This is a genomic window from Cupriavidus sp. 05N40, assembly GCF_056397305.1.
In genome coordinates this window covers 36,975-60,798 of the sequence record NZ_JBFTND010000009.1, presented here as the reverse complement: position 1 = coordinate 60,798, position 23,824 = coordinate 36,975, and the positions used below count along the sequence as shown (strand labels likewise).

20 protein-coding genes are annotated in these 23,824 nt (G+C 64.5%); 8 read left to right on the top strand and 12 right to left on the bottom strand.

Annotation, left to right across the window (positions count from 1 at the left end):
- Positions 1–499 (top strand): adenylate/guanylate cyclase domain-containing protein (locus AC1DO7_RS03815; RefSeq protein ID WP_477115805.1); only part of this gene is annotated, 499 nt, incomplete at its 5' end.
- A 123-nt stretch (positions 500–622) separates the two neighbouring features.
- Here AC1DO7_RS03815 and AC1DO7_RS03810 read toward each other — a convergent pair.
- From AC1DO7_RS03810 to AC1DO7_RS03800, 3 genes are all read right to left on the bottom strand, one after another.
- Positions 623–850 (bottom strand): hypothetical protein, encoded by a 228-nt coding sequence (locus AC1DO7_RS03810; RefSeq protein ID WP_441623411.1) that lies wholly within the window; start codon positions 848–850, stop codon positions 623–625.
- A gap of 158 nt (positions 851–1,008) precedes the next feature.
- Positions 1,009–1,686: an anti-sigma factor family protein gene (locus tag AC1DO7_RS03805; protein WP_441623413.1), complete on the bottom strand. Its 678-nt coding sequence runs from the start codon at positions 1,684–1,686 to the stop codon at positions 1,009–1,011.
- Positions 1,679–2,296 carry an RNA polymerase sigma factor gene (locus AC1DO7_RS03800; protein ID WP_441623428.1) on the bottom strand — a complete coding sequence of 206 codons (618 nt, stop codon included), beginning with the start codon at positions 2,294–2,296 and terminating at the stop codon, positions 1,679–1,681. The genes AC1DO7_RS03805 and AC1DO7_RS03800 overlap by 8 nt, the downstream gene beginning before the upstream one ends.
- 517 nt (positions 2,297–2,813) lie before the next feature.
- Between AC1DO7_RS03800 and AC1DO7_RS03795 the strand changes: the two genes are divergently transcribed.
- Positions 2,814–3,800, top strand: coding sequence for a lysylphosphatidylglycerol synthase domain-containing protein (locus tag AC1DO7_RS03795; protein WP_441623414.1), 987 nt, complete (start codon positions 2,814–2,816; stop codon positions 3,798–3,800).
- 843 nt (positions 3,801–4,643) lie between these two features.
- Here the strand turns inward: AC1DO7_RS03795 and AC1DO7_RS03790 are convergent.
- From AC1DO7_RS03790 to AC1DO7_RS03770, 5 genes are all read right to left on the bottom strand, one after another.
- Positions 4,644–4,817: a hypothetical protein gene (locus AC1DO7_RS03790; protein ID WP_441623415.1), complete on the bottom strand. Its 174-nt coding sequence runs from the start codon at positions 4,815–4,817 to the stop codon at positions 4,644–4,646.
- Between the two features lie 61 nt (positions 4,818–4,878).
- Positions 4,879–7,974 carry an efflux RND transporter permease subunit gene (locus AC1DO7_RS03785; protein ID WP_441623417.1) on the bottom strand — a complete coding sequence of 1,032 codons (3,096 nt, stop codon included), beginning with the start codon at positions 7,972–7,974 and terminating at the stop codon, positions 4,879–4,881.
- Position 7,975: 1 nt separating this feature from the next.
- Positions 7,976–9,142 (bottom strand): efflux RND transporter periplasmic adaptor subunit, encoded by a 1,167-nt coding sequence (locus AC1DO7_RS03780; RefSeq protein ID WP_441623418.1) that lies wholly within the window; start codon positions 9,140–9,142, stop codon positions 7,976–7,978.
- Between the two features lie 21 nt (positions 9,143–9,163).
- A complete protein-coding gene (locus AC1DO7_RS03775; RefSeq protein ID WP_477115804.1) occupies positions 9,164–10,342 on the bottom strand; it encodes a TolC family protein in 1,179 nt (392 codons plus the stop codon).
- A gap of 757 nt (positions 10,343–11,099) precedes the next feature.
- Entirely contained in the window at positions 11,100–11,528 is a 429-nt protein-coding gene (locus AC1DO7_RS03770) for a DUF746 domain-containing protein (protein WP_441623422.1), read from the bottom strand.
- An 883-nt stretch (positions 11,529–12,411) separates the two neighbouring features.
- On the opposite strand from AC1DO7_RS03770, the gene AC1DO7_RS03765 reads away from it, so the two are divergent.
- Genes AC1DO7_RS03765 through AC1DO7_RS03740 form a run of 6 tightly spaced genes read left to right on the top strand, consistent with a single transcriptional unit; the run spans position 12,412 to position 18,302 of the window.
- Positions 12,412–13,026 carry a phosphatase PAP2 family protein gene (locus tag AC1DO7_RS03765; protein ID WP_441643461.1) on the top strand — a complete coding sequence of 205 codons (615 nt, stop codon included), beginning with the start codon at positions 12,412–12,414 and terminating at the stop codon, positions 13,024–13,026.
- On the top strand, positions 13,023–13,712 hold the full coding sequence (locus tag AC1DO7_RS03760; RefSeq protein WP_477115803.1) for an ABC transporter ATP-binding protein: 690 nt from the start codon (positions 13,023–13,025) through the stop codon (positions 13,710–13,712). The genes AC1DO7_RS03765 and AC1DO7_RS03760 overlap by 4 nt, the downstream gene beginning before the upstream one ends.
- Positions 13,709–14,506, top strand: a complete 798-nt coding sequence (locus AC1DO7_RS03755) for an ABC transporter permease (RefSeq protein ID WP_441621824.1) — start codon at positions 13,709–13,711, stop codon at positions 14,504–14,506. The genes AC1DO7_RS03760 and AC1DO7_RS03755 overlap by 4 nt, the downstream gene beginning before the upstream one ends.
- Positions 14,507–14,539: 33 nt before the next feature.
- Positions 14,540–15,211 (top strand): response regulator, encoded by a 672-nt coding sequence (locus AC1DO7_RS03750; protein ID WP_441621822.1) that lies wholly within the window; start codon positions 14,540–14,542, stop codon positions 15,209–15,211.
- Positions 15,208–16,524, top strand: a complete 1,317-nt coding sequence (locus tag AC1DO7_RS03745; RefSeq protein WP_477115802.1) for a sensor histidine kinase — start codon at positions 15,208–15,210, stop codon at positions 16,522–16,524. The genes AC1DO7_RS03750 and AC1DO7_RS03745 overlap by 4 nt, the downstream gene beginning before the upstream one ends.
- A complete protein-coding gene (locus AC1DO7_RS03740; protein WP_477115801.1) occupies positions 16,521–18,302 on the top strand; it encodes a glycosyltransferase family 39 protein in 1,782 nt (593 codons plus the stop codon). Before AC1DO7_RS03745 ends, AC1DO7_RS03740 begins: the two co-directional genes overlap by 4 nt.
- A 53-nt stretch (positions 18,303–18,355) precedes the next feature.
- Here the strand turns inward: AC1DO7_RS03740 and AC1DO7_RS03735 are convergent, their stop codons facing one another.
- The 4 genes from AC1DO7_RS03735 to AC1DO7_RS03720 all read right to left on the bottom strand — a co-directional run bounded on the left by AC1DO7_RS03735 (position 18,356) and on the right by AC1DO7_RS03720 (position 23,710).
- On the bottom strand, positions 18,356–19,120 hold the full coding sequence (locus AC1DO7_RS03735) for a fumarylacetoacetate hydrolase family protein (protein ID WP_441621834.1): 765 nt from the start codon (positions 19,118–19,120) through the stop codon (positions 18,356–18,358).
- A 93-nt stretch (positions 19,121–19,213) separates the two neighbouring features.
- Complete coding sequence (locus AC1DO7_RS03730) at positions 19,214–20,662, bottom strand: MFS transporter (RefSeq protein WP_441621816.1); 1,449 nt, start codon at positions 20,660–20,662, stop codon at positions 19,214–19,216.
- Positions 20,663–20,774: 112 nt separating this feature from the next.
- Entirely contained in the window at positions 20,775–22,301 is a 1,527-nt protein-coding gene (locus tag AC1DO7_RS03725) for an amidase family protein (protein ID WP_441621814.1), read from the bottom strand.
- 104 nt (positions 22,302–22,405) lie between these two features.
- Positions 22,406–23,710: an MFS transporter gene (locus tag AC1DO7_RS03720; RefSeq protein WP_441621812.1), complete on the bottom strand. Its 1,305-nt coding sequence runs from the start codon at positions 23,708–23,710 to the stop codon at positions 22,406–22,408.
- Positions 23,711–23,824: the final 114 nt, after the last annotated feature.

Sequence of the window (23,824 nt, the reverse complement as noted above, 5' to 3'; positions counted from 1 at the left end):
GTTCGTGGTCAGTCGTTTCTTGAGTGCGGTCTGCTCCGCGGTAGTCCAGGCGGGCGGCGTGCCAAACCAGTTCCTGGGGGACGCAGTGCTCGCGATCTTTGGCTTAAGCGGCGAGCCGTCCGCCGCTTGTCGTCAGGCGCTAAGCGCGGTGCCGCTGGTAGCATCCAGCATTGACGAACTCAACGTTGCGCTCGAGCAGCAGTTGCAGACCACGATCCGGTTTGGCATCGGATTGCACTGCGGCCGGGCGGTAATGGGACAGATTGGTTTTCGCGAGCATGTCGCATTCACTGCGATTGGCGACCCGTTGAACGTGGCCTCGCGACTTGAGCAGTTGACAAAAGAGCTTGCTTGCGAGGCGATCGTCTCAGAAGAGGTCTTTCTGCATGCCGGCGTATTGGCCGCCGACCTGCCGCAGCTGTCCGCACGCCTGCGAGGCCGCGATGACCCGGTGAGTGTCCGCGTGCTATCCAGGGCGGCGCAGATGCCTCGGGTCTGACTACGCGCTCTTCGGCACGGCCAGCCGTGACGCCGCCGTTTGGAAGAACGTGACCGTTCGGCACCCCGCACAGCAACCAAAGACAGCGGTTACCGTGCTGGGCGGCGGCACAACAGCAGCATTTCAGGCGTGAGCGCCTTCGGTGAACGGATCGCGCGGGTCCGTGACCCTCTCGCCGTCGGTGAAGACATCGAATTTGCCTGTCTTCGCGCCGTTCGTGAACGGATCGCGAGGCCCGGCAACGTGGGTATTGCAGTCGGCGCAGGTATTGTCGGTGCGACCGGCGAAGGCATAGGATTGGCCTGCGAAGGATGCCAGCGCGGCGGCAGCCAGCGGGATGAGGAATTTCATGACAATCTCCAGATGCGGTAAGTCCAGGGTCCGCGGCACAGAGCGTGTCGCCACGGAGGCTGTGCCTTGGTGCTGCACGACGCTCTGTCTCCGTGGCGATCCAGGATCCCTGCGGAACCGGTGCGCCGTGCACCAGTAGAACGCTGGCCGCGCCCGGTTTATTCCTGCTCGCCTTGCGTGGCTCGCAGCGCTTGAACAAAGGCATGCAGGTGCGCGGGCTCCGCATCGGTGATGGCCCAGAAGTTCATGCCGTCCTGGTGCCAGCGGGCAATCGCGTATCCGTCAGTGGAAAAGCTTGCCGCTGCCAATGCGCCGCTCGTTGCCGGCAGGATGTAGAGATCGATCGGATGGTTCTGGTAGCGGTAGATCAGTACGCCAACGGTGCGGCGGTCGATATAGTCCACCCGACCGCCTGCCAGCGGAAAACCCTGCGTCGCAAGGTCGATGACCGGCGGCGCATAGTCGAGCCGGCCGTTGAACCACGGCTTGACCGTGTGTTGGTCGGTCGATACAACATCGATCGGATGCTGCGACAACAGCGCGCGCACATGGCTCGATACGATCGCCTGCCTCAGTGCATCGGCCTGCGGCGGCTGCACCAGAATGAGCGTGCCGAACACCAGCGCCGAGGCCGCCACTCCGGCAAGGCCGCCACCGGCCCACGCCAGCACGCCGCTAGCGGAAAGCACGGGCCATGCGAAGCGGGCCATGCGGGGACGCGCCTCGCGCGGCAGCCCGGCCAGCACGCGCGCAGGCAGATGCGCCGGTGCACGGTGATAGAGCGATCCGTCATGCAGCATGCCGTGCAGCGAGTTTTCCATCGCATCATCATTCATGATTCGCTCCCGTCGAATGACCCCGCACCGGCACCGGCCGGGGCGCGATGCCGTCAATGCCGCCGCGCACCCTCGCCTGCTCGGCGCGCACCGCAGAGCAGAGCAGGTGACGTGCGCGCGCCAGGCGCGACATCACGGTGCCGATCGGAATGTCGGCAACCAGGGCGATATCGCGATAGCTCATGTCTTCGAGCTCCCGCAGGACAAGCACTTCGCGATAGACGACCGGCAACTGTTCGAGCGCGCGGTGCACCAGTTCCACATCGCCATGGCGCACCGCTAGCGTTTCGGGATTGCTGCCGATATCGTCGATCCACCCCGGCAATCGCTCGTCGCCATGCAGCGCTTCGTCGTACGGCGTGTTATCCGCTGCATTGTGCCGCCTGCGCCATTCGCTGAACCACGTGTTCCTGACGATGGCCAGCAGCCACGCGCGCGCATTGTCGCCGTGAAAGCCGTCAAAGAACCGGAACGCACGCAGGTAGGCATCCTGCACGATATCGTCCGCATCGCTTGCACTGCCGCTTAGCCAGCGCGCCAGGTTATAGGCCGCGTCCAGATGCGGCAACGCCACTTTTGCGAAGCGRCTGGACTTGTCGGTTGCGATCACGGTGCTCTCCGGTCCCAGGCCCATGTAAAACCGCCTGACACCGCGATTTATTCCCGACGCCGCGAAGTTTTTTCGGAGTTCATCCCTCTGGAATTGAACGCGGCGCCAGCGGCATGTGGGGCGGCAGAGTACGATGCAAACACGCGCTCTGCAGCTGCCGGCCGTCCGCCGCCAATCGTCATCGCAATGGTTTCTCAGATGGAAATGCAGTTCCAAGTCGAGTACCGGAAAGCCTGCTCTCGGACAGATGGCTCGACAAAGCGAGCAATGGCATACGCACATGCTGCTTTCTCCACCTGCGACACATCGCGATGTCCCGGCTGGCGGATAACTCGAAGGCTGGTTGAAAACGCGAATAAGAATGGTTATCCTGAGCCTCGTATTTATAACAGTTGATTTTTCCAAGATGGCTCATTAGCCTCGACAAGGCGGGTCATCTCGCCACTGGCAAAAAACAGCTTCGAGGTTAGTGGCAGTGGTCTGCTACGTCCCGTCAAAGAGGACTGATATTCGTATCATGAGATATCTCGGTTCCATCACCGCTCTTATCGGTTTGCTGGCTGCGCTTGGGCTCGTCTGGCACGAAGACCCTACCGAGGTGTTCTCATTGATGCGCACAGCGGGAGGCGGGTTGATTCTCGCCGGGCTTGTGCATTGGCTTCCCATGCTGTGCAACGCGTGCGATTGGAGAACGCTGGTTCTGGAAGCGAAACGCCCGGGGATTGGCTCGATGTTGCGCCTTGTCTGGATTCGAGAGTCTGTGAACAGCTTGCTGCCAGTTGCACGTGTGGGAGGCGAGATTGTTTCCTTCCGCCTGATGCGGCAATGGGGACTGCGGTCGTCGACCGCATCGGCAAGCCTGATCGTGGATATGCAACTCACCTTGATCAGCCAGCTGATATTTACGATGGTCGGAATCGGCTTCCTGCTGACGGCGCATTCCGACTCGAAAGCCTTCCAGCTCGCCGGCAATCTCGCCTGGGGCGTGGTGGTGCTTCTGCCGCTGCTTGTGTTGTTTGCATTGGTGCAGCACGCAAGCCCGTTTGAACGGCTCGGCCGTGTGCTCAGCAAGATTACCAGCGGGAAAATTGCTGCGCTGACAGGTCAGCCAGCAAGGATCGATCAGTCGATCAAGCTGATCTGGCGCCGCCGGCCGATCATTTTCCGCTTTCTATTCTTCTGGCAGCCGCTCCAGTACATATCGACCGCGCTGGAGCTTTGGCTGGCGCTGCATTTCCTTGGGGCACAGGTAAGCGTTGTGGACGCCGTGGTGCTCGAAGCTCTGATTCACGCACTCAGTAGCGCAGCCTTTTTTGTACCTGCGGCGCTCGGGGTTCAGGAAGGGGGATTTGTCGTGATTGGTACCGCACTGGGTATTGATCCCGCGACCTGCATTGCCCTGGCGGGTGCACGCCGCATCCGGGACCTGATCATCTTCCTCCCGGGGCTGCTTGCCTGGCAAATATCTGAAACGCGCGGCCGCGCCAGTCGGCTTCGCCCGTGAATCGCGGTTGGCGTTGCATGCCGGCGTGCGGCTGCGGATCGGTGATGCGGAGGCATTCCGCTTTTTAAAGGTTCCTGGGAACGCGGCGCGTCACCAGACATCGATGTCGATTTCCGCGAAGAGCCGATCCAGAATAAATTCGCCGTCACGCCGAAAAGACCATCCGTCGCCTGCTCCAGCGCCAGGCGGACCGCGGTGCCGCGGGGATTCCATTTCYCACGCGAGCCAATGCTTCCAAGTGGCAACCGTCGTCGTCGCTCTCCGATTTCCACTAGTGGTGCGGCGACTATCCGAGTCGCAGAACTGTCTTGCAATTCCTAATGCCTTTTCCTACGCTGGGCCGTACCGGGGGAATCATATCTGGCAATAAAATGGAGTTAATAATATGCGCAACCGAATCCTCTTGTGCGTGGCCCTGTCGACGCTTAGCGTCACGTTCAGTAGCTTCGCACAGTCCCCACCAAGCCCAGCACCGCGCCAGCCGCCCATATCCCAAGCACATCGCGAAAATGTCGATTCACGGCTTCCTTTGTTCTTGGCAAGTACAATCAAGCGAGGTCCATTTTCGACAGTGACCGCAGACAGTTGCAAACAGGAGAACGAACTGTGCGGCAAGGACAACAATTGCTGCAATGGACTAAAGTGCGATGGTAGCCTTTGCCAGAAATAATAAATAATCCGCCCGCATAGGTTGTGCGGGTACCTCAATAGACACTTAATCGAGCTGATCGAAGCTTCGTTACCGCAATCGGTGATAAAGCCCTGCAAACGTGTTTGGTTTGCAGGGCTTACTTCTTTCAAGCTCTCGAACGGACTGCACGCGTTTTGCGAGACCGGCGAATGCTAGGGCCGGGTGTTGGCGGGAAGGACGGAATTCCGGTTCTGCTGTTTTGACGGTTTTGCTGCCTGCTGCTTGCCTTGGCTTGAGGTCTTCGCCGTCGCGCTGAAAGTCGCGCCGAGGCAGAAGCAAAATACGGTAGCCAGCAGCATGGGAAGGACACGCATTTCCCTGGTCATGACAATCTCCTCTTCTGTGGCCGGTACGCCTCGCGCGCACCGGCCGATGGTGAATTCAGATTCAGACGCCTTCGGCCGGCGTCAGCGAGGCTGCATGGGGCCCGCCCTTACGTCCGCGATGGCGATTGACCCAAGCAAATACCACGGGCAGCACCAGTAGCGTCAGCAGCGTGGTGGTCACCATGCCGCCCACGATCACCAGCGCCAGCGGGCGTTGCGCTTCCGATCCGATGCCGTGCGAAAGCGCCGCTGGCAGCAGGCCCAGGCCGGCCAGCATGGCGGTCATCACCACCGGACGCAGGCGCAGCGCCGCGCCTTCAACCACGGCTTCGTGCAAATCTTCGGACTGCGCCAGCCGGTTGACGTAGGAGATCAGGATCACGCCGTCCTGGATCGCAATGCCAAACAGCGACAGGAAGCCGATGCCCGCCGAGATCGACAGGGTTTCGCCGGCGATATGCAGTGACAGCAAACCTCCAATTGCCGCGAATGGCACGTTCAGCACTACCATCAGCGCATCCTTGAAGTTGCCGAAGGTGCTGTACAGCAGCAGGAAGATCACCAGGATGGTCAGCGGCACGATCACGGCCAGCTTCTTCTGCGCAATCTTCATCTGGTTGAACTGTCCGTCCCAGAAGATGCTGTAGCCTGCCGGCAGTGTCACCGCCTTGTTCACTCTTTCCTGCGCCTCGGCCACCGCGCTGCCCAGGTCACGCCCGCGCACGCCGAACTTGATGGCGATGTAGCGCTTGCCGGTTTCACGGTAGACGAAGAACGGGCCATCCGTGGCTTCCACCTTGGCCACCATCGACAGCGGTATGCGCTGACCGTCAGGCGTATCCACCAGGAGGCGCCCGATGACATCCGGGTTGTTGCGCGCCTGGTCATGCAGCCGCACCGACAGCCCGAAAGTCTTCTCGCCTTCCAGAATGTTGGTCACCGCATCGCCGCCGATGGCGAACTGCACCGCCGACTGGATGTCGTTGACGTTCATGCCGAAGCGTGCACTTTTCTCGCGGTCAACCGTGATGTTCAGCGTGGGCTGGCCCAGTTCCTTGAAGATGCCGACGTCGGCCAGTCCCGGTACCTTCTTCAGGATCGACTCGACTTCCCTGGCCTTGTCCTGCAGCGTCACCAGGTCGGAGCCGTAGATCTTCACTGAGTTCTCGCCCTTGACCCCGGACAGCGCCTCGTTCACATTGTCCTGGATGTACTGCGAGAAGTTGTACTCGATGCCTGGGATGCGATTCAGGTGCTGGCTCAGCCGTTCCACCACCTGCTGCTTGGTGGCGCCTTTGGGCCAGTCGGCAGGTGGCTTGAAGTAGAGCGCGTATTCCTGGTTGAACACGCCGGTGGAATCTGTGCCGTCATCCGGGCGTCCGATCTGTACCGACACGGTTTTCACCTCAGGCTGATCGCGGAAGAAGCCGCGGAGGTCGCGCGCGATGGAAGCCGAGTAGTCGAGGTCAACGGTGTTGGGCAGCGTGATGCGCAGCCACAGATTGTTTTCCTCCAGCGTGGGCAGGAACTCCGTGCCGAGATAGCGCGAACTGTACAGCGTGCCGGCCAGGCCGACGAAGGCGGCCAGGAAGACCAGGCCGGGCTTTCTCAACAGCTTGCGCAGCAGGGGCTTGTAGCCGCTCAGGATCACCGCGATAAACTTCGGCGAATGCGGCCGCAGCGATCCACGGAATACGAAGGACGTCACCGCCGGCACGAAAGTCAACGCGAGCACGATCGACGCCAACAGCGCGAAGCCCATGGTGAATGCCATCGGCTTGAAGATGATCCCCTCCACCCCGCCCATGAAGAACAACGGCGAATAGGCCACGATGATGATGCCGGTGGAGAAGATCATGGCGCGCTGGACTTCGCTGGTGGCCTTGACGATGCCGTCCGCGACATTGCTCTCGCCCTCCTCCAGGTGGCGCATGATGTTCTCCATGACGATCACCGCGGCATCCACGATCAACCCGAAGTCGATTGCCCCCAGCGAGATCAGATTGGCCGGCACCTTGAAGTGGTCCATATTGATGAAGGACACGCACAAGGCCAGTGGGATCACCGCCGCCACCACCGCCGCAGCGCGGAAGCTGCCGAGGAAGATGAACAGCACGATCAGCACCAGCGAGATGCCGACGAACAGCGCGTGTTCGACGGTCCCCATGGTGATGTCGAGCAGGTTCTGCCGGTCATAGAAGGTCTTGACCTGGATATTCTTCGGCAGCACGTTCTGGTTGATCTCGGCAATCTTGTCGCGCACGCGTGCCAGCACCTCGGTGGCATTCTCGTCGCGCTTCATCAGCACGATGCCTTCGACGATATCGTCGTGCTGGTCGAACTGCACCATGCCCAGGCGCGGGGTGTTGCCCACCCGGACCACGGCGATATCGCGCACGCGCACCGGAACGCCCTGGGATACGGAGACGGTAACGTTGCGGATATCGTCGAGCGTTTGCAGCAGGCCCACGCCACGCACCACGAACTGCTGCTCGCCGGACTTCATCAGGCCACCGCCGGTATTGGCGTTGGCGTTGGAAACCGCATCCACCACCTGCTTGAGCGAGAGTCCGTAGGCCTGCAGCTTCTCGGGCGTTGGCACGATCTGGTACTGCTTGACCATGCCGCCGAACGCTGTGATGTCGGCCACGCCAGGAACGTGCTTGATCTCCTTGTAGACGCTGTAGTCCTGGTAGGTCTTTAGCGTGGTCACGTCAACGCCGTTGGCCTCGATCCGGTAGCGCAGGATCTCGCCGGTGGCGTCGCCGTCCGGCGACAGGTTGGGTTGAACGCCAGTTGGCAGGTTGGCCTGCGACAGGTAGGTGACGAAGTTCTGGCGCGCCTTGAAGTTGTCCACGCCCTCCTTGAACTTGACGGTCACCACCGACAGCCCGAACAGCGAAACCGAGCGGAAGGACTGCACGTCGGGCACGCTGGCCAGTGCGTTCTCCACAGGGATCGTAATCTGCTGCTCTACCTCGACTGTACTGCGTCCGGGCCACTGCGTAATGGCTTGCACCGTCACCGGCGCCACGCCGGGATACGCTTGCAGCGGCAGCCGCAAGAAGCTCAGCACGCCGGCCGCCAGCAGGCCAAGGGCCAGGAAGACGATAACCAGGCGCCGCTTGAGGACGCTTCTAATGGGCGAGAAGACCATCTCAGTCCTCCTGCTTGAGCAGCATTTCGTTGAGCAGCATGCCGCCCTGCGTCACCACTCGCACGGACGCGCCCGCCGGCACGCCGTCGGTGACCTGGAAGGTGCCGTCGCTCAGCGGTGTGCCTTGCACGGGCACGCGCTCGATGTGCCTGTCGTCAGGCTGGAGCATCAAGTAGAGCTTGCCCTGGTCCTTGACAATGGCCGATTGCGGCACCACCAGGGCTTGGGTGCTGCCGGTGACGATGCGCGCTGTGGCATACATCTCGGGCTTCAGCGTGCCGTCCGGGTTGGGCACGTCGCAACGCACCTGCAGGGTATGGGTGTCGGCGTCGACATTGGGCGCGATAAAGCTGACACGCCCTCGGTAGTGCCGTCCTGGATAGGCCGGGGTTTCAATCTCGATGGTCTGGCCCAGGCGTACATTCTTGATATCGTTTTCGTAGAGATTGCCAGTGAACCAGATCGAACGCGTGTCGATGACGCTCATCAGCGAATCGCCGACATTGAGATAGGAGCCCGGATCCATGTCGCGCTTGACGATGGTGCCTCCGATCGGCGCGCGGACGGTCAAGGTGTCGGAAACGGTGCCCCGCTCGCGGATGCGCGCGATGTCCTCGGCGGACGCGCCCAGCACACGCAGCTTGTTCTCGGACGACTGCATGGTCAGCTTGGCATCATCCACCAACTCCTTCAGGTCACTGTTGCTCAAGGTGTGATAGGCGTTGTGCGAAAGCAGGAACTCATTTTGCGCAGCGATGTATTCGGGCGAGTACAGCTCGGCGAGTGGTTGACCGGCATGGACTACGGCGCCCTCGAACACAAGGATGCGCTCCACGCGGCCGGCCACGCGCGCGGACGCCAGCTTGGCTTGCTGCACGTTGTAGGCCAGCTTGCCGGGCGTGGGCGTGTCGATCGTCACGGCTTGCGGGCTGAACACCACGGACTTGACCGCCTTTGGGTCGAAGCCGCCATCAGGCAGCTTTAGCAGCGATGGCACGGGGCGCGGCCTGGCGGCCTCGGGGTTGGCGTAGGACGAGGCAGCCTGCACCGACTCGACCGCCTTGCCACGCTGGTCGGGCTGCTGCATTTGGGCCCAGTTTCTTCCGCCCCAGATGCCGGCGGTGAGGACTACCACGAAGCCGGCGCTAATCATTAGATTCTTGTTCATAGGTTCCAGGCCCGACGGCCTTCAGAATTTGTCCCGGCCCACCGCGGCGGCGAGCGTGTAGTAGGCTTGGCGTGCTTCGGACTCGGCTTGTGTTACTGCGAGTTCGGCATTCTTGAGCGCGGAGCTCGCAGTGAGCAGGTCGGTGAAGACGGCATTGTTATTGGCGTAGTTGGTGAAGGCCATCTTGTATGCTGTCAGGGCTTCAGGCAGTTGCCGCTGGCGCAGGAACTYGGCCTGGTTCACCGACTGCCGCAGGTTGTTGTGCGCGGTGTCCACCGCCAGCAGGGTCTGCTGACTTACCGACTGTTGATTGGCGTCGGACGCCACCTTGTTGGCCACGGCCTCATCCACGCCATATTTCTCCTTGGTGAAGAAGAACAGCGGAATGATGACGTCGAACTCGATGCCGTAGCTGGCCGGCTTGAAGCCCAGTGGCGGGTTGTTGCCGTTGAAGGTGCCAACGATCTGGAAGTCGGGCAGATAGGCCTTGCGGGCCAGGCGCACGCCTTTCTCGGCCGCTTCCACCTGGAAGCGCGAGGCACGGATATTGGGATGCTCCCGCAGCGCCATATCCTCCAGTTCGGGCAAAGGCGTGGGCGGCAAGCGTGCTGCGCTGGCGTCCTGGCGCAATTCGAGCGGAAACTCGGGATTCTTGCCGATCAGCGTGTTGATGGTCTTGAGTGCGTTGTCGTACTGGCGTTCCAGGCCAAAGGTGTCGTTCTGCGCGCTGCTTTGGGCCACCTGTGCATTCAGATAGTCGACATAGCCCGCCGCATTGTTGGCGTAGCGGATGCGTGCCACCTGCTTGACCTGCTCCAGCCGCTTGAGATTGAGGTGCAACACATCGAGTTGTGCCTTCTGCGCCAGCGCCTGGAAGTAGGTCGTGCTTAGCTGCGCATAGAGTTGCAGGTACAGCGCGTCGCGCTGCGCGTCGATGGACTCTGCCTGCGTGTTGGCGATATCGGCGGCCAGTGCCTTCTTGCCCGGAAAGGGGATGGACTGCGTGAGCGTATAGCTAAAGGTCTCGGCGCGCGCCAGCGCCAGCGGACTGTTCTTGGGCAGGTTGCTCCAGATGAACCCCACCTGCGGATTGTTGGGGGCGGCGATCTGCGGCACTGTGGCCTTCGCTGCCATATACAGCGAGCGAGCCTGGATCAGTTGCGGGTTGCTGGCGCGCAACTCTTCCGACAACTCCCACAAGGAGAACCCCGGTCCGACGAGACCCTTCGTCTTTTCTTCCTCACTGACCGTCGTGGCCGGAGAAGTCTCGGACGCGTCAGGYGCGCGCGTCCCCGGGACTGACCGGTCCCATCCAGTGGCTGGCGTGCTGCTGGCTGGCACTGGCTTCGTCGCTGCCGGCACGAGCGGCACTGGATTGGTGTCTCCACTCAGCTCGACACAAAACGCAACCCTGGAAGCACACACCAGAAATACGGCTGCACCAACYTTTATTTTAGTTGGTTTCTTATACATAAAACGCTCCCTACATATAGTCTGCGCATTTATGACAGGGGCATCTTACAAAGAGCTTTCCAATCCATTGCAGGGAGCTTTCTGTTGCCCCGGAATTTCCCTAATGCGTCGAGCTTCACTCGCTTAGGCGTAAGCTACCCCTGACCATTTTCAAGCGATGACGGAATCTAATTAAATTGACAGAGAATTGCGTCAATAGTCCGCGGTAAAAATGACCGAAACGATCCGTGTCTGGTGGGGAGGTGCCGCAAGAGACTAGCGTGTTTRAAAGAATTATCTTTCAAGCACAAGGGATGACCCTGTCGCACATACGTTGCGGTCCTTCGTTACGTTGGCGCCCGCTTGCTCTCGCCATTCGTAGTCGGCGCAATGATCGTGTATGAACGGTAGTACTACCTGCGCACCAACGTGTTCGTGACATCGGGTGCAGTAGCGGGCTTGGCCACCGGCCGGAGACCACGACGACGCCTTTCTTATTGTCCTGCTACTTGTTTGCGAGGCTACGCGCCCGCTCACATAGCGGGCAGACCCGCATTAACAAGGGCCCGTTGTCCGCGCCGCCTTGAAACGCGCCTTCGTCCCTTGCCAAAGCACACCTGCAGCCCTGCGACGGGAAGACTGGGCTTTCCAGCGCGCTGGACGGTGCCACCGCATAGCGCACGCCAAGCTGCACGCGGCGCTCCCAGGTTCCGGTGGGATCCAACGCAAGCAACCACAAGCGCGTCTGCAACGACCAGTTCAATACCGTTTCGTGCGCGATGTCGAGTTGCCTTGCACATGCGGCAACCGAAATGGGCTTCGACAGGAGGTGGAAATACGTCCACACCTTATCCGGCGATTTAAGCCTGGCCATCGGAGTGCCGGTCAATCGATTAAATCGGCGTTGACAGTGATGACAGAAGAACTGTGGCAACCCACTGGTATCCACGCCGTCATAGCGAGTTAAACCGGCATTGCAACGCGGACAACGCGGGGAACGACGACTGCGCGTATGCAGCTTGCGCCAAGCCGATTGCAGGAATGCTGTTAAAGCGCGGTCGCCTCCATCAGGATCATGGGATAGCCGAATGTGCAGTAGCGCCGCAGCGTGACAGGGAATGCTCGGGTAAAGCACGTCTGGCGTGCTCGTCGGTACGACAGCGTGAGAATCCGCAAAAGCTGGATGCGCGGGTTGCAGCCTTGGAAATCGACCCATAGGACGAGCAGGATTTGGAGACGCGCCATGCAAGCGATTGAGCGTGCCACCGGCAAAGAAAGCTTGTGCGACCTGGCCGGCCAGCCTCCAGAAGACGTTGCCCGCGGGGAACAACTCTGAGTGGCGGCAGGAGAGGTCTGGGCTGGCGGCGGCTCGGGCGTGTAGCCGTCAACCGTCGTAGCGGCCGGCGTCTTGAAATCGGCTGCGACCGCGCACGCCGCCACCGCCCCTGCGACTGCTCGGGATGGAACTGCGTTCAAGACTGCGTTCAGCTTGCGGCCGGAGGTCGGCATGGAGCGCCCGTATTTCTTCAGCGGTGGAATTGCTGCGATTGTATGCACGAACAGCTTGGCGGCAAACTGTGATTGATCACAGTGGACCTGCGCTCCCAGCCTGGCCGGAGGTTGATGGCGATGGGCACTGTGTGGCCTGCGCTCGATGAGCACCTTGGCCTCGGGCTACACGGGGCGGAAGCCCGTGACGCAAAGGTTGAAACAAGCACGGCATGGTCAAGGCGAGGCGTGACAGTGGCACCGCCCTTAAGAGTTTCTTAAGCCAMCGCGCCCTATCCTTGTCGCATCGCCAGACTCGCAGGATCCCGATGCCGACGCTGCTCGCCCTCAATCTCACGCTGTTCCAGCACCTGAACGCCCCGGCAGGGCTTGCGGGCGCCGGGCTTTGGATTGCCGCCTTTCTGGCCGAGGCGCTGGTCGCCGCCGGGCCGCTGGTGCTGGCCGCCGGCTGGCTGCGCGGGCGGCCAGGCGAGCGCCAGGCCGTGATCGGCGCGCTGGCCGCGGCGGCGCTGGGCGCTGTGTGCGCCGCCGCGCTCGGCGCGCTGCTGCCGATGCCGCGCCCGTTCATGGCGGGTATCGGCCATACCTACCTGGCGCATGCCGCCGACGCCTCGTTCCCGAGCGACCACGTCACGCTGCTGGCCACGCTCGGCTTCGTCCTGGTCCGCGCGCGCAGCGCCGGCTTGCGCGTGAGCGGAGCCGGCCTGCTGGCGGCCGCGGCCGCCACGGGCTGGGCGCGTGTCTACCTCGGCGTACACTTTCCGCTGGACATCGCCGGCGCGTTCGCGCTGGCGGCGTGTTGCGCGGCCATCGCGGCGGGCGCGTCCACCCGCCCGCTGCTTGCCACGCTCACGGCGCGTGCCGAGCAGCTTTACCGATACGTACTGGCCAGACCGATCGCGCGCGGATGGCTCAACCCATGACACTGGGAGACCCGATGGCGCCCGTTGCGCAGCGTGCCGCCGGCAATGGCGTGCCCTCCCCTGTGTTTGCCGTGCCTCCCGCGGCCGCCAGCCTGGTCGTCAGTGGGGTGGTAGGCGTCGGGCGCGGGCCGTTCAGCCTTGCCGTGGAGCCTGGCCGCTGCGTGGTGCTGTCCGGCGCTTCCGGCGCGGGCAAGAGCCTGCTGTTGCGCATGATCGCCGACCTCGACCCCAATCGCGGCGATGTCAGGCTGGGCCTGGTGCCGCGCGAAAGCATGRGCGCGCCGGCCTGGCGGCGCCAGGTCATGTACGTGGCGGCGGAGTCCGGGTGGTGGGGCGACGACGTGCTCGACCACATGGAAGATGCGGCGGCGGCACAGGCACTGCTGGCCCGCCTGCACCTGCCGCCGGACATCCTGCAGGCCGCCACGGCGCGCCTGTCCACCGGCGAGCGGCAGCGCCTGGCCCTGATCCGCGCGCTGGTGCGCCGGCCGCGCTTCCTGCTGCTTGACGAGCCGACCTCGGCGCTGGACGCCACCGCCACGCTCGCCGTGGAAGCCCTGCTTGACGATTGCAAGGCGCAGGGACTCGGGCTGCTGGTGGTGTCGCACAATCCCGCCCAGGTCGCGCGGCTGCAAGACCGCCACTACCGCCTCGGCGCCACCGGGCTGGAGGCGGTGCCGACATGACCCCGATCCCGCTCTCGGCCTACGATCTGGCGCTGGCCAGCCTGCTTGTGCTCGGCGGCGCCGGGGCATCGCTGGCCATGTCGCTGGGCGTGCACCGGAGCCTGCTCTGGGCCGCCGGCCGCATGGTAGTGCAGTTGCTGCTGGTCGGCCTGGTGCTGCGCACGGTGTTCGGCCTGTCCTCGCCGCTGGCGACCGCGCTGACCGTGACGGCCATGATCGCGGCCGCCGCGCGCGAGGTAGGCAGCCGGCAGGAGCGGCGCCTGGCGGGCCCCTGGCATGCGCTGATCGGCGCCGCCGCCGTGAGCCTGCCCACTCTGGTGGTGACCGTGCTGGCGCTGACCACGGCGTTGCGCCCCACGCCCTGGTACGACGCCCGCCATGCCATCCCGCTGGCCGGCATCATCCTCGGCAACGTCATGAACGCCGCCAGCCTGGCGCTCAACGGCGCCTTTACCGCCGTCTGGCATCAGCGCGCGGCGATCGATGCGCGCCTGGCGCTGGGCGACGACCGCCATGCCGCGCTGCGCGTGATCGTGCGCCAGGCGGTGCGCAGCGGTATGCTGCCCACCATGAACACCATGGCCGCGGCCGGCATCATCACCATGCCCGGCATCATGACCGGCCAGATCCTGGCCGGCATGGACCCGATCGCCGCGGCGCGCTACCAGATCCTGCTGATGTTCCTGCTCGCCGGGGGCAGCATGCTCGGCGTGATCCTGGCCGCCACGCTGGCGGTGCGGCGCCTGACCGACCACCGCCAGCGCCTGCGCCTGGACCGGCTGCAGCGGCGCTGACGGCGACCCATCAACGTACAAAGGACCCCTGCCATGCGCCTGCTGCTGGTGGAAGACGACCCGATGATCGGCGAAAGCGTGGAGGAAGGCCTGCGGGCCGAAGGCTATGCGGTTGACTGGGTCAGGGACGGACGCCTGGCCGATGCCGCGCTGGCCGCCAATGCCCCCGGCACCTACGACGCCATGCTGCTCGACCTGGGCCTGCCCGGGCGCTCCGGCGAAGACGTGCTGCGGCAACTGCGCGCGCGCGGGCTGGCGCTGCCAGTGCTGATCCTGACCGCGCGCGACGCCACCGCGGACCGCGTGCGCGGACTCGACGCCGGGGCCGACGACTACCTCGTCAAGCCGTTCGATCTAGACGAACTGTTTGCCCGCATCCGCGCGCTGCTGCGCCGCAGCGCCGGGCGCATCAGCAGCGAGCTGGCCCATGGCCGCGTGCGCCTGGACCCGGCCACGCGGGAGGTACGCTGCGCGGGCGAGATCGTCGCGCTGTCGATGCGCGAGTTCATGGTGCTGCAGGCCCTGATGGAACAGCCCGGCCATGTGGTCTCCCATGAGCGCCTGCGCGAAGCCGTCTACAACATGAACGAGGAAATCAGCAGCAATGCGGTGGAAGTCCATATCCACGCGCTGCGCAAGAAGCTCGGCGCGGACTTCATCCGCAACGTGCGCGGTGTCGGCTACAAGCTGGGAGGCTCGGCATGAGGACGATCCGTGCCCAGTTGCTGGCCGGCCTGCTCGGGGCGATGCTCATGTGCGCCCTGGTGGCGGGCGCGGGCGCATACTTCAAGGTAAGGCGAGAAGCCAGCGAGGTCTTCGATGCGCAACTGGAGCAGGCAGCGCGCATACTGCCGCCACACCTGGCGAGCGAAACCACGCCGCCGCTGGGCGACCACGAACTGGACGAGGAGATCGTGGTACAGGCCTGGGACGTACAGGGCCGCCAGGTCTACGCCTCGCATCCGATCTCGCTGCCGCGCGCGGACCYGCCGGGCTTCCATGACCTGCGCGCGCAAGGCCGCGAATGGCGCATCTACGGCGCGCACGTCGGCGAGCGCTATGTGCAGGCCGCGCAATCGCTGGTGTTTCGCCGCAAGCTGGCGGCCTCGCTCGCGCTTGGCGCACTGCTGCCCATTGTGGTGCTGGTCCCGGTGCTTGGCCTGCTGATCCACTTCGTGGTGCGGCGCTCGCTGCGCCCGGTGGAGGAGATCGCGCGCGCGGTCGGCAGCCGCTCGGCCGACAGCCTGGCGCCGCTCGACGACAGCGGCCCGCCTGAACTGGTGCCGGTGGTGGAAGCGCTCAACGCCCTGCTCGACCGGCTCAGGCAATCGATGGACACCCAGCGTGCGTTCGTCGCCGATGCCGCGCATGAGTTGCGCACACCGCTCACGGCGCTCAAGCTGCAGTTGCAGCTCGCCCTGCGCGCCGACAGCGCTGACAAGCAGAAGCTGGCGCTGGCCAAGCTGGGCGACCGCCTGGACCGCACCACCCACCTGGTGGCGCAGCTGCTGACGCTGGCGCGCAGCGAGGACAGTACCTCCGCGGCCCAGTCGCTGGTCGGCGACGTGCGCCTGCACGACGTGGCCGTGCAGGTGGTACGGGAGCTGCTGCCCATGGCCGAAGCCAGGGAGGTGGACCTGGGCCTGGAAGCCCGCGACCCCGAATGCCGGGTGCGCGGCGTGGCCGGCGATCTGTTCATCCTGCTGCGCAACCTGGCCGACAACGCGATCCGCTACGCCGGCGCCGGCGGCCGGGTCGACCTGCGCATCGAGCTGGCCGATGGCGCGCCCGTGCTGGCCGTGACCGATACCGGCCCGGGCATCGCGCCGGCCGAGCGCGACAATGTGTTCCGGCGCTTTCACCGCGGCAATGCCAGCGACGCGCACGGCAGCGGGCTGGGCCTGGCGATCGTGCAGAACATTGCCACGCGCCATGGCGCCACGGTGCGGCTGGAAGACGGCCCGGCGGGCCGCGGCCTCACCGTGGCCGTGGTGTTTCCGGCGCAGGGCAGCGCATGAGCGATCACAAGCATCCGATGCAAGACCGATCTCCCACTCGCGTTCACACCGAGGTTCACCCCGAAGATCACGCCAACGCGCAACCCCGCGGACCCGAGTGGCTTGCCCGGCCGGTGGCGGGCCTGCCGGCCGGCATCTGGCTGCTGGCAGGCCTGGCGGTGCTGCTGCTGTGGTTCGGCACGCTCGGCGCCCGCCACCTGCTCAGCTCCGACGAGGGCCGCTATGCCGAGATCTCCCGCGAGATGTTCGCCACCGGCGACTGGGTCACGATCCGCTACAACGCGCTGAAGTACTTCGAGAAGCCGCCGTTCCACATGTGGGTCACGGCGCTGTCGTACACGCTGTTCGGCGTGGGCGACTGGCAGGCGCGCCTGTGCGTGGCGCTGTCGGGCATGGTGGGGCTGGTGGCGTCGATGTTCGCGGCGGCCCGCTGGTACGGCAAGCGCGCGGGCCTGCTGACCGGCCTGGTGCTGGTGGCCGCGCCGATGTGGAGCGTGGCGGCGCATTTCAATTCGCTGGACATGACGCTGTCCGGCGCCATGGCCTGCGTGCTGGCCTTCATGCTGGTGGCCCAGCATCCCGCGGCCACGCCGGCGGCGCGCCGCTACTGGATGTGGGCATGCTGGGTGGCGATGGGCGTGGCCATCCTCAGCAAGGGGCTGGTGGGCATCGCGCTGCCCGGGCTGGTGCTGGTGGTCTACACGCTGATTTCGCGCGACGTCGCCCTGTGGAAGCGTCTGCATCTCCTGACTGGCATCGCCTTGATGCTGGCGGTCACCGTGCCGTGGTTCTGGCTGGTATCGGCGCGCAATCCCGAGTTCCCGCACTTTTTCTTCATCCACGAACACTGGCAGCGCTATACCTCAACCGTGCATTCGCGCGGCGGGCCGGTCTRGTATTTCGTGCCGCTGCTGGTGGCGGGATTCCTGCCCTGGCTCGGGCTGGCGCCGCGCATGTGGGCGGTGCTGCGCGACGACCGCGCGGCGGCGCGCACGGCGACGTCACGGCAGTTCCGCCCGCCGCTGCTGCTGGCGGCCTGGGCCGGCGCGATCTTCGTCTTCTTCAGCCTGTCGGGCTCCAAGCTGCCCGGCTACATCGTGCCGGTCTTCCCCGCCCTGGGCATGCTGGCCGCCATTGCGCTCGAGCGCATCGACGACCGCGGCTGGCGCCGCCAGGTCAGCGGCATGATGGCGATCATGGTGGTCGGCCTGCTGGCCAGCCCGGTAGTGGCCACGCTGCATTCCAACCACACGGCCAACGCCGACTACCGCCGCTACGCGGTCTGGGTGGCGGCCGCGTTCGTCGTGATGCTGGCAGGGCTGTGGCCCGCCCGCCGGCTCCTGCGCACCCATGGCCGGATGGCCAGCATGCTGGTGTACTCGCTCGCCTTGTTCGCCGGATTTACCACGGCGCTGCTCGGGCACGAATCGATCGGTGGCCCGGCCTCCGGCGCGAACCTCGTGCCGGCGATCCGGGCCGTGCTCACCGACGACATGCCGATCTACGGCGTACGCACGCTGGATCACACGCTGCCGTTCTACCTGCGCCATGCCACCGTGATGGTGGAGCACCCGGACGAACTGGAGTTCGGCACGCAGCAGGAGCCGGAAAAATGGCTGCCGACACTCGATGCCTTCATCGCAAAATGGCAGGATGGCCAGCATGCCGTGGCGATCATGTCGCCCGAAACCTACCGCCTGCTGCAAGAGCGGAAGGTGCCGATGTCCAAGATCGGCGAGGACAAGCGCCGGGTGGCAGTGAGCAACTTTGCGCCGTAGGATCGCCTGATCCGGCGTCTGTGCTGGCCACGGGGGCGTGTCCTCAGCCCTCCTCAGAGCTGGACCGAGGCGTGTCCGATGCCATCGAACTCCGCGGTCACGAGGTCGCCTTCGGACGCGTCGAGGATGCCCACCCAGGTGCCAGTGGTGACAACCGTACCAGCCTCCACGCGTCGTCCCTCGCGCGTGGCGTGGCGCAGCCACGCAAGCAGTCCGTAGGCCGGATCGCCGAGCGCATGGGTGCCGCGGCGCTCGGTCGCTTCGGTGCCGATCTGCACCCGGCAACGCTGGGTAGCCCAGTCCCGGCCGACATAGTCACGCCACTCTCCGAGCACCAGTGCGCCATGTGACTGCAAGTCGGCGAGCTTCAGCAGGGCTGGCGCGGCCACGTACTGCTGCCAGCGCGAATCGACGACTTCAATGGACACCGCCATCGCATCGACCAACGCCCCCGCGCCGGCGCGGTCAAGACTGGCCGCTTGCGCGGCGTCGACGCTGCGACCGATCCGCAGCGCAATTTCAGCCTCGATGCCGCGCCTTGTGAAGGGCCAGTCGCCGGCCTGCGCGGGACTGGCCCACACGCCGGCTGACGGCAGCTGCGCATGTGTCAGCGTCGCGTCACGCGAAGCACCCCCGGATTTCCAGTAGGCGGTGCCGGCGTCTTTCCAGCCCAGCGAACGCGCCACGATCGCCTGAACGGCATAGGCCTGGTCGGCGTTTTCAAGTGCGGTGGCGAAAAGCTCCGCATCGGCGCAACGGCGCTCGCCCCGCGCGCTGAGCAGCGCCTGCGCAACCCGGTCGATATTGGATGATGTCATGCGTTCAAGTACCTCTTCAAATGTGATGAATATCGCCTTCAGCGCCGCTCGCCGGCGAGCGTGCAACGCGCGCTGCGGCGAGCGGACCGGCTTTCACGACCGGATTGCACTCGCTGTACTGCCATCGACTGCCGGGCCGGCTTCGTCGTCGGCGGCGGTCTCACCCATGGCGCGCCCGAAGGTTTCCGGCGCGAACTGCACGCTCAACGCAAACACGGCGTACATTGCAGCGAGCATGCTGAACATGCCGCCAACACCATGGCTTTCAAACACGCGGCCACTGACCAGCGGCGTCAGCGCTCCCGCCAGCGTGCCAAGCGCCAGGATCACCGAGGTGCCGAATGCGCGCACATGGGTCGGATATTGCTCCGGCGCGAAGATCCAGATCGAGGTGTTCAGCAACACCACACAGAACGTAAAGGCGGCGCCAAATAGCAGCACCAGCGCTACGTTATAGGTCAGGAAGCCGAAGCACAGCCCGGCCGCGCAGGCCAGCCCCGCGCCGACCGTCAGCACGCGCTTGCGCGGAAAGTGATAGCCGCAGTATGACGCCGCCAGCGCGCCAAACAGACTGCCGCTTTGCATCACCATGGTAAAGAGAAAGCTCTTCGAGATGGTGTAGCCCTGCGACATCAGGATGGTCGGCATCAGGGTCAGCACCGAGATCTGCGCGCCGTAGGTCATCGATACCGCAATGCCCAGTGCGATCGTGCGTCGCCCCAGTCGCCCCCTGAAGATATCGCTCAACCGCACCTTGGTGCGCGGGGCGTCGTCCTGCACCGCAGCCTTGATATAAGGTGTCGGCTCCCCGTCGAGCTTGCCCAGGCGGCCGGACGCGAGGACCGACAGCACCCGGTTAGCTTCATCCACGCGCCCCTTGGACAGCAGGAAGCGCGGCGTCTCGGGGATAAATCGCCGGTAGAACACGACAAAGAACGCCGGCAGCACCAGGCAAGCAAACAGCCAGCGCCAGCTGTCCGGCCCCGGGAACAGGGCGAACACGGCCAAGCCGAAGGCCGGGGCCAGCATATTGCCCAGGCCACCGCTGCCCACGCTGACCATCCCTACCGCGGTACCGCGGAAGCGCGTCGAGCACAATTCGGCCAGCATGGTCACGGCAATGGAGATTTCGCCGCCGAGGCCGATGCCGACAATGAAGCGGCCCGCCGCCAATACCCCATAGTTGGGTGCCAGCGCGCAGATGATGGCGCCCAGCGTGAACAGCAGCAAGTTCACGCTCAGCATCGTGCGCCTGCCGTAGCGGTCCGCGATATAGCCGGAGCCGATGCGCCCCAGCGCGGCGGCGCTGAAGGTCAGCGTATTGAGGAAGCCAATTTCCGCGACCGAGATTCCCCACTGCTCTCGCAATATGGGGCCGACCAGGCCAACGGCGTTCTGCTCGAAGACGTCGAACATCACCCCCAGCATGATCAGGAAAATGATCTTCTTGTGCGAGGCCGTTACCCCGATGCCATCCATGGCCCGGTCGAGTTCGTGCTGCTGTGGGGAATTCGGCGATTGAACTACAGTTTCTGCGCCCATCTTTGTCTCCTCCTCGTTGCGAGGGTGTCGCGGTATGTCCGCGACCTTGTCGCCGCCGTGTCCGGCGGGCGTTTGTAGAGCAGCGATAAAACTTCGTTCCGACGGCTGTTCGCTATGCCAGCGCTGGTGTCGAGTGCGGTGGCCGGCGCGCGCGCAACGCCTGCTCCGCGGCAAAGGCAAGCCGTATCAGCACGGGTTCCGTGAAAGGGAGGCCAAAGAACTCCAGTCCGACCGGCACGCCCTGGCGTGCATGGCCGTCCGGTGCCGAAAACCCGGCCGGAATGACAATGGCCGGAAAGCCGGTGGCCGATGCGAGCACACCATTGCGCTCTGCCTGGGTCTCGCCAACCGGCACCACCAGGCGCCGCTGGTGCGGAAACGCCAGAGCGTCGAGCCGATGACGCGCCATCAGGTCCTGCAGCCGCTCGCGCAATGCCTGCTGGCGCCGCAGCCGCTCGCGGTACTCGCGTTCCCGACCGCTCAGGGCAGCAGCGGTAACCAGCGTTCCCGCCACGCTCGGATGGACCTCCCCCGCGGCGATGATGTCCTTCATCGAGCGCACTGGCACGCCGGGTGCCATCCCCTTCAGGTAGGCGTCGAGATCGCGCTCCATCTCGTAGTGGTGCACAAGCGTGGAGGCCAGCAATTCGTCCGGGCTGATGGCGTCTTCAATCGCGACGAGCTCGGCGCCCTGGGCAGCGATCACCGACAGCGCTGCCTGCATGACGGCGTTGACGGGACGGTGCACCTCCTGGTCGCCGAAGAAATGGCGCAGCACGCCGATGCGCGCGCCCTTGAGTCCATCGCGGTCAAGGCTTGCGGTGTAGCTCGCCGGAATGTGCGGCGCGCCCACGCTGGTGACCGGGTCGGCATCGTCATAGCCGGAAATGACATCGAGCAGCCGCGCCGTATCGGCGACGGTGCGGGTGATCGGGCCGATGGTGTCCTGCGTCAGCCCGCACGGGACCAGCCCCGACCGGCTGACCAGCCCCATGGTCGGGCGCAGGCCAACCAGGCTGTTTGCAGAGGCCGGCGAGCGGATCGAATTGACGCCGTCGGTGCCGATGCCCAGCAAGCCGAAGCTGGCGGCGATGCCGGCGCCGGTGCCGCCGCTGGAACCGCCAGGCGTGCGCGTCAGGTCATAGGGGTTCAGGGTCTGTCCAGCCAGGGTGCTGACCGTCTCGCCTCCCGAGGCGAGTTCATGCAGGTTGGTCTTGGCCAGGACGATGGCGCCGGCCTCGCGCAGGCGGCGGATGACAAAGGCATCGCCGGCGGACAAATTTCCGCGCAGGCAGGCGGCGCCCGCAGTGGTTGCCATGCCATCGCATTCGATGTTGTCCTTGACCAGCACCGGGATGCCGTGCAGGGGCGCAAGGGCCTGTGACGGGTTGCGCCCGGCGATGGCGTCGATGCGCGCGGCCTCTTCCAGCGCGAGCGGATTGCATTGCAGGATGCTGCGCAGCATGGGACCGCTCTGGTCATACGCCGAAATGCGGTCCAGGCATTCGCGCGCCAGCTGGAGCGCGGTCAGCCGGCCCTCCCGCATCGCGGCATGCGCGCTGGCAACGGTAGCTTCCACCACGCTGAACGGGGCGTGATGTCGCGGGCCGTCCGGCCCCGGTTCGTACGAGTTTGTCATGAGAGCTTCCATGCGCCGGCAAGGGCGCGCGAAGTGTTGACGAAGGTTGCTGTGGTGCCGGGGATGCGGAGCCAGGGCGCAACGCCCGCGCCCCGCATCACCTGCTATCGGTTGACCAGCTTGGCGGGCAGCGTCCAGATCGCGAAGGCGCCAAGGATCAGAATCCCGGCGATCATGTAGTAGGCGCTATTGCCGCTCTGGGTCACGTCGCGGAGGTAGCCGATCATGTAGCCGCTGGTAAAGCCGGCGAGATTGCCGATCGAGTTGCTCATGGCAATCGCCGTCGCCGCCGCCGCGCCGCTGAGGAATGCCGTCGGCAAGGACCAGAACAGCGGCGTGCAGGTCAGGATACCGGCTGCGGCGATCGACAGGAACACCAGGGACAGCGCGGTGCTGTGCATGACCCAGGGCAGTGCCAGGAAACCGATCGCCCCCATCATGCAAGGGATGATCAGGTGCCAGCGCCGCTCGCGGTGCCTGTCGGCGCTGCGCCCGAAGTAGTACATCGCGACGATCGCCGCCATATAAGGGATGGCGCTCAGCAAGCCGATATGGAAAGGGTCGCTGACACCGGTCGACCTGATGAACGTGGGCAGCCACAACGTGATGCCGTACTGGCCCGTGACATAGCAGAAGCAGATCAGGCTGATCAGCCAGACGCGAGGGTCGGTGAATACCTTGCCGACGCGCGCCTGCGGATCCGCCGCCTTGACGTCCTCGGTCTTTGCCTGCTCGAGGACTTGTTTCTCTTCGCTGGTCAGCCACTTTGCCTTGGCAATGGAGTTGTCCAGGTAGTAGAAGCAGAAGCATCCGAGCARGACTGCCGGTACCGCCTCGATGAGGAACATCCACTGCCAGCCGCTCCAGCCGGCCACACCCGCCATGCCGCCCATCAAGTACCCGGACAGCGGATTGCCGATGATGCCGGACAGCGGCGAACCCATGCAGTAGATGGCCATGATCTTGGCGCGCCGGTGTGACGGGTACCAACACGACAGGTAGTACACGATGCCCGGCGTGAAGCCGGCTTCGGCCAGCCCCAGCAGGAAGCGCAGCGTGTAGAACTGGGTTGGCGTCTGCACGAACGCGAAGCACGCGGAAAGCAGCCCCCACGTGATCATGATCCGGCCGATCCAGATCTTGGCGCCAAACTTGTGCAATGCCAGGTTGCTCGGCACTTCGAACAAGAAGTAGCCGATAAAGAAAATCCCGGCGCCCAGCCCGTAGACGGTTTCGCTGAAGCCCAGTTGCTGCGCCATCTGCAGCTTTGCAAAACCTACGTTGACACGATCGAGATAAGCGATCAGGAAGCAGACCATCAGGAATGGCACAAGTCGCCAGCTCACCTTGCGATATGTCGCATCCTCGAACGTCCTGATCTTTGCTCCCGCCTGCAGTGTTGTATCCACAGCGTCTCCTCTGTTTTTTGTCAGGTACGGCAGTGCTGCGCTGATCCGTTGCGATCCGTCCCGGCAGGCGCGTTGGGCACGCGTGGCGCCCGCCCCTGTCCGGGATGGAGTGGC